The following is a 9,623-nucleotide window of genomic DNA, read 5'->3' as shown; positions in this document are numbered from 1 at the left end:
CCAATGATTTGTTCTTCACTGAAACGTTTCTTCATGTCCAATCTCCTGTCGCTTGGGAGTGGACTCTAAAGTCAGGCGCTACTCAATTCCGGGGGACGTCGCATCAAACCCGGGTCGGTTCAAATTGGCTGAGGCATTTAACCAAACTCCCTCCTCAAAACCCGGGGTGGTTCAGTACGACTGACGGGGGTAAACCACTTTTCCCACTACCTCTCGCAGGGACGCTGTTTTGTGACACGAAAGATAAAACCTCCAAAACCACCATAGGATCTATTATTGGTCGTAGGAATCTCAGTAACCTCTTCATAAATGCCTGTATTACGCACAGCATTAAGAATTTCCGAACTCCCAGGCCAGTCCGTCCGGCTTGTGGTCATCACAATATCAGGCGGACAGCGAAGCAGAACTTCTCGAAAACGGGGTTCGGACAGATCCAAGTCTATAATTGCATTGGTCAAATTTGCCACTTCAGGCTTTGGTGGTAACAAACCAGTGAGTGGGTACAGAGCATACATATAACCACTGACAGCAACTGTCCCACCGGAAGGTGCGATCTGACGAATGACTGCGGCAGCCATCAGGTAGTTAGACTTATCAGTCAAAATCTCCGGCCAATGGCCGGTTTGAAAGCTCGCTAGCACCTCTTTGGATTGTGGCCAATTTCCCCAAAGCCCTATGGCACGAGGAATAAGCATCGAAAGCATGGCTATTAATATGGCACTGCAAGCAAGGTGCAAGCGGCTACCATCACAGATATTACGCCACCCCAAGGCTGCGAGGCCAGCTAAACCTGGGAGGCAGACACTGAAGTGATAGGGAAAGCCTATTTTGGAAGCAGGCTCAATAAGAGGGACCAGAGTGGCTGCGAGCCAAAAACCTAACTTTGGCAAACTTGTGGCACTACTCTTGCCAAGGCTTCGAACCAGCACAACGATAAATCCAACGACTGCAATGACGAGCGCGATATTTGCTTCTTGCACGAACTGTGCGCCAGAGCCAAAAAACAACTCAGTACGCTTATCTGCCATGGCTGCATAGATTTTTGCGGCATCACGGTAGCTTTCTAATAATGACGCGATACCACCTCGAGCAGTAATAATAACGCCCGCAATAAGCAAACCGGCACCAATACCACCAACTATCAAATGGTAAAGGGAGCGAAAGCCGCGTTGTAGTAGCACGGCAAGAGCACCCACTACAATCAGTGGTAAGAATGTTTCCCGAAGCAGTACCGAGACAGATAGCAACGCACCAATAGTTATCCAGCGACGGGCGCATATACCAACAGGTGCAGTAAGGCCTAGCCACAGGGCGGAGAACAGGGGCACATATGCAGCAAATATACTGTTCTTAAATCCATACTGTATGAAAATCGCCTGATTCATTGTAAAGAGGAATATCAAGCTTATGAGGATCGCCCCAAGCTGACTGCCGCTTTCAACCTCCATCACCCGGTAAAACGCATAGCCTGCCGCCACGGCAACCAGCATATCGATCAGGCGCAGTGCGATCAAAGGATTGGTATCAAAGGCAAAAACCCAGTTAAGTAACAAAGGATAAAGCATGAGCGGTCCCGTGTCGGGCAAGCCTTTGCCGGCAGAGAGACTCGCGTGTACAATCTGAGCAAAATATGCAAACACACCTTCATCCGTAGCCGGCAGACCTCCAACGAGCATCAAGCGCGGTATCACTGCTGCAAAAATTACCATTAAAACAACGACAGCTGTTGGTAAATGTGGATCTTCACCAAAGAAATGCTGGCAATTAGTTTCTAGCTGAGTCACAACAGAATCCTTAATTTTTCGAGCTATAAAGCTCAGGCAACAGCTTCGCTCAACACATCAACGACCCGACATTGCTGCTCATCTGACAAGCCAACCCAAAGCGGTAAGCGAACCAACCTTTCAGACTGTTGATTCGTGACATCCAAATCGCCATGCAGCCGACCATAACGCTTACATGCAGGAGAGGAGTGAAGCGGTACGTAGTGGAAAACTGACCAGATTTCATTGCGCTTAAAGGAATCAAGGACCTTCTGACGGTCGATATCCTGCGCCAAAAGTACATAGTACATGTGAGCATTGTGCTCACAGTCATCCGGAACAATTGGGCGCCTCAGTATCCCCGTGGCTTCCAAAGGTGCCAATAGCTCGTGATAACGCTGCCAACAAGCCAGCCTTTCTCTAGTTATTCGATCCGCTTCTTCAAGTTGCGCCCAAAGAAAAGCAGCAATAAGCTCCCCTGGCAGGAACGACGAACCCACCTCTTGCCAAGTGTACTTATCCACTTCTCCCCTGAAAAACCGGCTGCGGTCGGTCCCTTTCTCACGAATGATCTCTGCACGAAGGCTCAGGTCCGGGCTATTGACGAGCAACGCGCCCCCTTCCCCCGAGATTACGTTCTTTGTTTCGTGGAAACTGTACGCCCCCAAGTCACCAATACTGCCCAGTGCACGCCCTTTGTAGGTTGACATCACCCCCTGAGCTGCATCCTCAACGACTTTCAATCCATGCTGTCGAGCGATGGTCATGATCGTATCCATCTCGCAAGCCACTCCCGCGTAATGAACGGGAGCAATAGCACGGGTACGCGGCGTAATGGCGGACTCAATCAGCCGTTCGTCCAAATTCAGCGTATCTTCTCTAATATCGACAAACACCGGGATCCCACCGCGAAGCACAAAGGCATTGGCTGTAGATACAAAGGTGTACGACGGCATGATGATCTCGTCACCGGGCTGAATATCCAGCAATAGAGCAGCCATCTCGAGTGCCGCTGTGCAGGAGTGAGTAAGCAAGCCCTTATTGCATCCGGTCCGCTCTTCCAACCAGGCGTGGCAACGCTTGGTAAAAGGCCCATCGCCTGCCAAACTACCGTTGAAGTGCGCTTCAGCGATGTAATACAACTCCTTCCCTGTCATGTGAGGCCAGTTGAATGGAATGCGATTATTCATCTTTTTCATACTCTCTCAAACATCTTTCTTCATGCTTCTCGGGTCATCGTCATTGAGCCACCTTGTTTTCACATCTGCGCCAGCTAACGTCTACCTGTCCATATTCTTGAGTAGCAAGCTCATGTAAAACACCATCCAAACGTTCTTTGCAATAGATAGTTAGAAGGTCAAAGCGTTGTTTATCGGCAACTATTGGAATCCCTCTTTGGGAGGTTAGCCGATCTATCATGCCCCGCCCCGCAACTTGCTCTCTATAGGCGACCGAGAATGGCGCATGCGTGAAAACACCTAATGGGTAAAGCCTATATGCCTGTGCGGTATGAAATTTTCTTATGACCGGATATACAGCTTCATAAGGGAATAACCCACCCCAAACTACTACAACGTCATTAGAAAGGCCCTGCAAGTCCTTTCGCATCCTTTCGGCAACCAGCTGAGCAGATCTCGATTCCGAAAACACGGTGGTGGTGTTAAAAAATGCAGCGACAACTATCGCACCTTGCACCAAGTGCCAGCGTAGAAGGCCCTGTCTCGGCACTAGGTACCAAGTACCAGGTACCAAGATAGGGGCCATTAGGAGTAAAGAAACGACAGGAATGTAGACTCGTAAGACACCTGGACGTCCCATAATGCCTAGCGCAAAAAAAGCAGCAAGGCAAAGAGCCCATGTCATGAATAATTTACGATTTGGCATCAACAGCAACAGGAAGAACGCCATTAAGAAGCCAGGAAGTAAAACCGGGTTAGCAAACGTTTTGATCCCTATCCAACCGTTATTTAGTGCGTTACTTTGAGCTGGTAGAGGCCCAATTTCCATAAGCATAGCGTTCAATGCATGAGGATTTGCAATATTTTCGTCAACAAAGAACCACGAACGTATAAGGTTGATATCATTCGCTGAGTAGCCATGTCGAGCAAGAATTTCTGGATGATTCTTCAGTTGAGTGTCCGCGCCAAAATCAGTTATCAGTGCGCGAGCAGGGTTCAATGCATTAAAAGACTGCCAAGCATCGCTTTGATATGCTTTGTGATCAACAAAAGAGGCCGCGCCAATCGCCAGCAAAAGAGCAATTATAGATACTTGCCCAGCGCGATCTTTAGCCAATTTACTCCACGGCAGTAAGGGTGATGCTATGAGTAGGACAAGCAAAAACTCGTGACTACGAACGAGATACCCAGAGAAAGCTAGAAGACACCCAATAACAAGTGCCTGCATGCTTTTCTGCCGACTATAAAAATTCCAACAAATAACAGCCCCAAGAGTGAGCAAGCCGGCATTGATCGTGAATTGTGGAAAAAGAACAGGTCGCACCAACAAGAGAATCACAATAGATAGAGACATCAGCCATCCAAAAGATAGCTTTCGCAATGCGTGGATAATTACCGCCCCTATAATAATGAGCACCCCAATGGTTGCTATGGAATAACCCCATACACCACTTATTTGTGGGATCGTCCGGACCAAATAACCCCAAAGAACATTAGAAAAAATCAGATTCGGCATGCCAACCGTGGCAATGCCATAGCCGTGGGCAACCATGGACATTCCGACATCATCATTGGTCTCCCACCGTGGCTCAAAGAAGAGACAGAGGGCAAGGACAAAAGATGCAGAAACACAAAAATCCAGAGCAAGATCAGAATTTCTGCGAAGGAAATTTGCTAAGGCTGAACTAACCACGAGCCGCTACCACTGTACCAAGCACAATCAATCCAACCCCTAGTGATTTTTGCATAGTCATGGGTTCACTCAAAAGCCAGCCACTTAACAGCAAAACCACGACGAAATTGAGGCTCATGAAGGGGTAAGCATGACTCAAATCAAATTTCGTCATAGCAGCCATCCATGCAAGAGATGCCAGAAATGCAGCAGCGAAACCTGAAAATATCGCTGGATCGAAGAGAAGCCCGAGAAGGAATTTGAGCTTATCTACCAACTCTGCGGGTAGCGGACCAAACTGCGCAATTCGCCATTTGAGAATTAGCTGCCCGTAGACTGTGAAGCCCAGAGTAGCAAAGATATATAGATAGTCAAAATAGCGGCTCATGAGCAACACTCGAGAATAGCCAAACCAAACCCTGTTTCCCCGTAACCATTGCCGTTGTAAAGCATATATCGAGCACCATCATGGTCAAAGACAAAAGGATACTCAATCATTTCAGAATCCCAGCCGGATTCCGAAACATCAATTTGACATTCGGCATCTAACCTTATCCAGTGGATACCATCTAGCGACTCAGCATAACCAATTCGATATGCAGAACCTCTATGAGAAAACCACATTCTCCAGCAGTCCTTATCTCGAATAACAGATGGTCTCGAAATGGCATATTCCAGGTCATCAGAGTAGTCTATCGCGACAACGCCCTCTCGCCTCCATGCGACCCCATCGATTGATTCGGCATACTTAATGTGATACCGATGCTCAGGCTTTCCGTTCCGTACTCTCCAGCCGGTGCAAGAGAGATACCACATGCGCCATTTGTCTTGATCAGGCAATACACAGCAACTGGCAACAAAGTGAGGTTCAGTCATCGAACGATCAACAACTGGACCTGGAGCATACCTTTTGAATTCCCCACCATGCTCGCTTATAGATAGACCGATGGAATTTCTAAATGGCACCGTCACACCCAAATTCCATCCGATGTAGTAAAGAAATCGCCTACCATTGTGGTGGGCAAGCCAAGTGGCCATCGCTCCACTATCGTCGAACTCACCTAAAGCACCAGGGCTGATCACCGGGTTATCTGACAACTCGAGAATTTCTTGTGGCCGGGTTATATCTATAAATAGATACCCAGTAAAACTTTGATTATTTTTATTCCTTGAGCTGAAATATATCTTAAACAGATTCCCTCTAACATGCTCTGCAATAGGCACAGCAGCATGAGAATGCATCCATTCTTTATGGCCTGGTGGACAATAGACCTGCCCAAGTTTTCTCCAGCAGTGCTTCATATGCCCCTCAACCTTGTACTAGGCAGCTCTGATCGCTTGGTAGCGGTACCAATATAGAGACCTTCAGACGCTGCATCTGCGAGCAGTAACGCTCCAGCGCCGACAACACATCTATCCCCGATTTTGATGTGATCACGCAATGTCGCGTTCACCCCGATGAAACACTGTTCGCCAATTTCTACCCCACCAGAGACAACCACATGCGATGCAATGAAGGTGTGATCATGAATTACCGAATGGTGGCCGATATGGTTACCACTCCACAAAGTAACGTTGTTGCCTATCGTGACGAATGGCTGAATAGTGTTGTCTTCAAAAATGAAACAGTTTTCGCCGATTCTTCCTTCATTGAGCACGGTTGCACGTGAGCTGATAAAGCTCACCAGTTTGTAGCCAATCTCCTTTGCGGCGAGATACTTTTCTTTACGGACAGCATTCAGTTTCGAGTAACTCAGTGCAACAAAAAAATCATAAGAATCGGGTGGATAGTTTTTAGCGACATCCTCAAACGCGACAACTGGCAATCCGCAAAACTCAGACTCCTTGATGTAGTCCGCATCTACCGTGAAGGCAACGACCTCGTAGTTGGAATCTGAACTGAAGTAGTAATGTGCGAGTTGGGCGATATCGCCAGAGCCAAAAATTACAAGCGGATTTTTCATAGAATCTTCCTCACCAGAATCGTAAACTCATAAAGCCCATAGTCATGAAGCAATGCGACCTGACGGGAATAACGGTGCTTGCACAAATCAAATAAACGGCACGGGTCTGCGTAATAAAGATAGTCCCGCCTTTTGTCTTCGTCTGAGTATGAGGTCAAACAGTTGAAAGAAAATCCATACCTACTGTTGCGATCAAGAATGTCCAATGTGGCCTGCAGATAGTCAAACCACTCAGCGTCTGTTCGTTCCATACGCACATTAAAGATACCACTGGCCACGCAGTAGTCAGCCGGTAGGTCTGGCTCAGCCGAGGTGATGAAACGAACTTGATTGACGGCAGCATACCGTTGCTCTGCAGCCTTGATCATTTCATGGGAAACATCGACTCCAAGATATGAATAGGCTGGGTGCTTATCTCGCAGATAATCGAGCAAGGCGCCGTAGCCGCAACCCAGATCGTTCAGAGAATAATTGGGCGTCTTCGAGTCAATGATTTTGCACAATTGTGCAAACCTGATCATCTGGCTTTCTTCACCATTCCAGTCCACCCCGCGAGGCGTATCACCATGTTCCGCAAGTTTATCAGCGTAATACGTTGCAACCTCGTTGAGCAGTTTAGTCTGGTTGTTTTGCATAAATCTGCCTCACTATGGTATAGGGTCGCTGCTTAGTCTCGGAGAATATTTTGGAAAGGTAGATACCCACTACACCGATAAAAGAGATGACCATGCCTCCAAGAAGCCAAATAGAGGCCATAACTGAAGTCCATCCGCTCAGAGGTTTCGCAAGGAAGAGCCAGTGCGTAACCAGATACGCGATGTAGGTTAGCGCAAATAACGAGATCAACACGCCGATGTAAAAAATGCTGACCAGAGGGGCGTTACTAAATGACGTCACCGAGTTGACTAGCAACGACATCTTTCTGCGGAATGTGTATGTGGTCTCGCTCGTATTGTGCTTCTTAATTACCTGAGGACACTGGTCAAACCCGGTGATATGCCATAGGCCTGCCATAAAAACCTCTCGCTCTTCATGACTTAGCAAGGCATTAACGTACCGACGAGTCATCAGACGAGCCGTAACGATATTTTCAGGCAATGCAAGGCCTGTCAGTACATTGAAGCTGCGATAGAACCATTGGCCACTCCAACGTTCAAACAAGCCACCTTTTCTGCGTTCCTGGACTCCATACACGACATCACAGATTTGTAGATCCATCTTTTGAGCAAAGACCCCGAGCCACTCAGGCTCCTCCTCCAAGTCGCTATCAATCAAGAAAATCCGTTCCGCCTTTGCGTATGCCAGCCCCGTCATCATAGCCTTGTGATGACCAAAGTTGCGCGACAAATCAACTACAACAACGTGTGAATCCTGCTCCGTAAGCCTAATGGCCAAGTCCAAACTATTGTCTGCCGATCCATCATTTACGAAAACAATCTCATAGTCGCCACCAACCAGTTGGCTTGCGGCGTCACTTGCCCGTGCATAGAACTCACCGATATAAGGGGCAGATTGATACAGCGTCGCAACAATTGAAAGCTTCATGTCACATACCTCATATAGCGAATACTGTCTTTGCCACAATTAAACAAAAGATCGAGGATGGTAACACCATGGGTAAAGTCCCCCCAAAGCTGAGGATATGCTGGGTATCCGGCGTAGTCGAACCATGTCAGCTTAATCCCCAAATCCGAGAAAACCTTTTCAGAAACATAGTCCTTGGCTGCCGGGCCTGACACGTATTCGGTTCCACCTGCTTGCACACATAGATTGGCAAGTCGCTCGGTCTTACCTTCTACTTGTTGATAGTCCCAAGAGTTTGTGATGTGTGTATGAATTCCCAAATAATTGCAAATAGCCTCAATGAACCTCCGATTTAACTGAGAAATATGAGAGTAACCTTCAGCAACATAGAGTGGCTCAAGCCAAACCGCGATCGCTTTAAAATGTGAGGACCGGCGGTAGTTTTGAACAAGAGATTTCCAATGCACGGAGGCCCACTCGCTGCCATCAATCTCCGTCTCGCAGATCTTTTGATGGTATTTACCCTTCACAAGAACGGGGACTGTTAACCACTGAACTCCTTGGGGCGTTTTGATCTGATTACGGTTTCTCCAGTCCCGTCGGGTGTACTGCATATCGTCGTAGAGAATAAATTCATCGACAGCTGCAATCATGTCAAAGTAACCCTTCCACGGTATGTAGTTGGACTGTAAGATAGCGACCTTTTTCATGACGTCGCGCCCCGGGCTTTATAAATTTGGTAAGTGCGATTGTGAGAGATTTCCATCGAATCAAAATTTTCCAAAATAAACCAATTGTAAGTCCCGCAAGATTATCAGGTCTACTGGGCGCTGTTGCACAAACCCTCCCTCAGCGTGGCTTGGCAAGATAGTGGCATGACCAAGCCCGCTCCGAAACGTTACCGCACGATCAACTGGCAAGCCTACAACCAAGCCCTGATCCAACGCGGCTCCCTGTCCGTCTGGCTGGACACGAGCATGTCATGGCGGGGAACTCCTCAGGGCACGCGCGGACGGACGCAGACCTATAGCGATGCCGCCATTCCATTCTGCCTGACCATTAAGAACCTGTTTGGACTGGCGCTGCGGCAGACTATCGGCTTCATCCAAAGCCTGATTCAGTTGGCGGGTCTGGACTGGGGCGTCCCAGATTACAGCATGCTCTCCAGGCGGCAACAGACGCTGCAGGTCAAGATTCCCTACCAGAAAAGCTCTGGCACGCTGCATCTGCTGGTGGATAGCACAGGTATCAAGATGCTGGGCGAAGGTGAGTGGAAAACCAAGCAACATGGCGCGGAATATTGCCGGCAGTGGCGCAAGGTGCATCTGGGCATTGATGCGGAAACCCTACAGATCCGCGCCATCGAGGTGACAGATAACCGCCAGGGCGATGCGCAAATGCTACCTTCGCTATTGACGCAAGTCCCAGCTGATTAGCCGATAGGCTGCGTGAGCGGCGATGGGGCTTTCGATACCAAGGCGTGCCATGAGGCGATTGCCGCACGGGGCGCGATCGGGTGCAT

9 protein-coding genes and 1 pseudogene are annotated in these 9,623 nt (G+C 48.4%); 1 reads left to right on the top strand and 9 read right to left on the bottom strand.

Translation table 11 applies throughout. The features are described from left to right. Window positions 1-206 precede the first annotated feature (206 nt). From HNQ59_RS18715 to HNQ59_RS18675, 9 genes are all read right to left on the bottom strand, one after another. On the bottom strand, window positions 207-1,784 hold the full coding sequence (locus HNQ59_RS18715) for a hypothetical protein (RefSeq protein ID WP_184041916.1): 1,578 nt from the start codon (window positions 1,782-1,784) through the stop codon (window positions 207-209). A 32-nt stretch (window positions 1,785-1,816) separates the two neighbouring features. Next, the gene (rffA, locus tag HNQ59_RS18710; protein ID WP_184041917.1) at window positions 1,817-2,953 is read right to left on the bottom strand and encodes a dTDP-4-amino-4,6-dideoxygalactose transaminase; all 1,137 of its coding nucleotides are present in this window, start codon (window positions 2,951-2,953) and stop codon (window positions 1,817-1,819) included. Between the two features lie 49 nt (window positions 2,954-3,002). Beyond that, complete coding sequence (locus HNQ59_RS18705; RefSeq protein WP_184041915.1) at window positions 3,003-4,499, bottom strand: hypothetical protein; 1,497 nt, start codon at window positions 4,497-4,499, stop codon at window positions 3,003-3,005. 127 nt (window positions 4,500-4,626) lie between these two features. After that, window positions 4,627-5,001: an EamA family transporter gene (locus HNQ59_RS18700; RefSeq protein ID WP_184041914.1), complete on the bottom strand. Its 375-nt coding sequence runs from the start codon at window positions 4,999-5,001 to the stop codon at window positions 4,627-4,629. Beyond that, window positions 4,998-5,915, bottom strand: a complete 918-nt coding sequence (locus HNQ59_RS18695; RefSeq protein ID WP_184041913.1) for a glycoside hydrolase family protein — start codon at window positions 5,913-5,915, stop codon at window positions 4,998-5,000. The genes HNQ59_RS18700 and HNQ59_RS18695 overlap by 4 nt, the downstream gene beginning before the upstream one ends. Then, window positions 5,912-6,577 (bottom strand): acetyltransferase, encoded by a 666-nt coding sequence (locus HNQ59_RS18690; protein WP_184041912.1) that lies wholly within the window; start codon window positions 6,575-6,577, stop codon window positions 5,912-5,914. The genes HNQ59_RS18695 and HNQ59_RS18690 overlap by 4 nt, the downstream gene beginning before the upstream one ends. Beyond that, window positions 6,574-7,212, bottom strand: coding sequence for a class I SAM-dependent methyltransferase (locus HNQ59_RS18685; RefSeq protein ID WP_184041911.1), 639 nt, complete (start codon window positions 7,210-7,212; stop codon window positions 6,574-6,576). Before HNQ59_RS18685 ends, HNQ59_RS18690 begins: the two co-directional genes overlap by 4 nt. Further along, on the bottom strand, window positions 7,193-8,122 hold the full coding sequence (locus tag HNQ59_RS18680) for a glycosyltransferase family 2 protein (protein WP_184041910.1): 930 nt from the start codon (window positions 8,120-8,122) through the stop codon (window positions 7,193-7,195). The genes HNQ59_RS18685 and HNQ59_RS18680 overlap by 20 nt, the downstream gene beginning before the upstream one ends. After that, a complete protein-coding gene (locus HNQ59_RS18675; protein ID WP_184041909.1) occupies window positions 8,119-8,811 on the bottom strand; it encodes a WbqC family protein in 693 nt (230 codons plus the stop codon). The genes HNQ59_RS18680 and HNQ59_RS18675 overlap by 4 nt, the downstream gene beginning before the upstream one ends. Window positions 8,812-8,976: 165 nt before the next feature. On the opposite strand from HNQ59_RS18675, the pseudogene HNQ59_RS18670 reads away from it, so the two are divergent. After that, window positions 8,977-9,623, top strand: a pseudogene (locus tag HNQ59_RS18670) (IS5 family transposase); the annotation flags it as partial.

Source organism: Chitinivorax tropicus, from assembly GCF_014202905.1.
In the GTDB taxonomy this organism is placed as follows: domain Bacteria; phylum Pseudomonadota; class Gammaproteobacteria; order Burkholderiales; family SCOH01; genus Chitinivorax; species Chitinivorax tropicus.
This window is presented reverse-complemented; position numbering and strand designations above follow the sequence as displayed.

What these genes read in the sequence shown, in the direction of transcription:
- rffA (WP_184041917.1), bottom strand. Translation starts at nt 2,953, where the DNA reads ATGAATAATCGCATTCCATTCAACTGGCCTCACATGACAGGGAAGGAG.
- HNQ59_RS18705 (WP_184041915.1), bottom strand. Translation starts at nt 4,499, where the DNA reads ATGTCCATGGTTGCCCACGGCTATGGCATTGCCACGGTTGGCATGCCG.
- HNQ59_RS18700 (WP_184041914.1), bottom strand. Translation starts at nt 5,001, where the DNA reads ATGAGCCGCTATTTTGACTATCTATATATCTTTGCTACTCTGGGCTTC.
- HNQ59_RS18695 (WP_184041913.1), bottom strand. Translation starts at nt 5,915, where the DNA reads ATGAAGCACTGCTGGAGAAAACTTGGGCAGGTCTATTGTCCACCAGGC.
- HNQ59_RS18690 (WP_184041912.1), bottom strand. Translation starts at nt 6,577, where the DNA reads ATGAAAAATCCGCTTGTAATTTTTGGCTCTGGCGATATCGCCCAACTC.
- HNQ59_RS18685 (WP_184041911.1), bottom strand. Translation starts at nt 7,212, where the DNA reads ATGCAAAACAACCAGACTAAACTGCTCAACGAGGTTGCAACGTATTAC.
- HNQ59_RS18680 (WP_184041910.1), bottom strand. Translation starts at nt 8,122, where the DNA reads ATGAAGCTTTCAATTGTTGCGACGCTGTATCAATCTGCCCCTTATATC.
- HNQ59_RS18675 (WP_184041909.1), bottom strand. Translation starts at nt 8,811, where the DNA reads ATGAAAAAGGTCGCTATCTTACAGTCCAACTACATACCGTGGAAGGGT.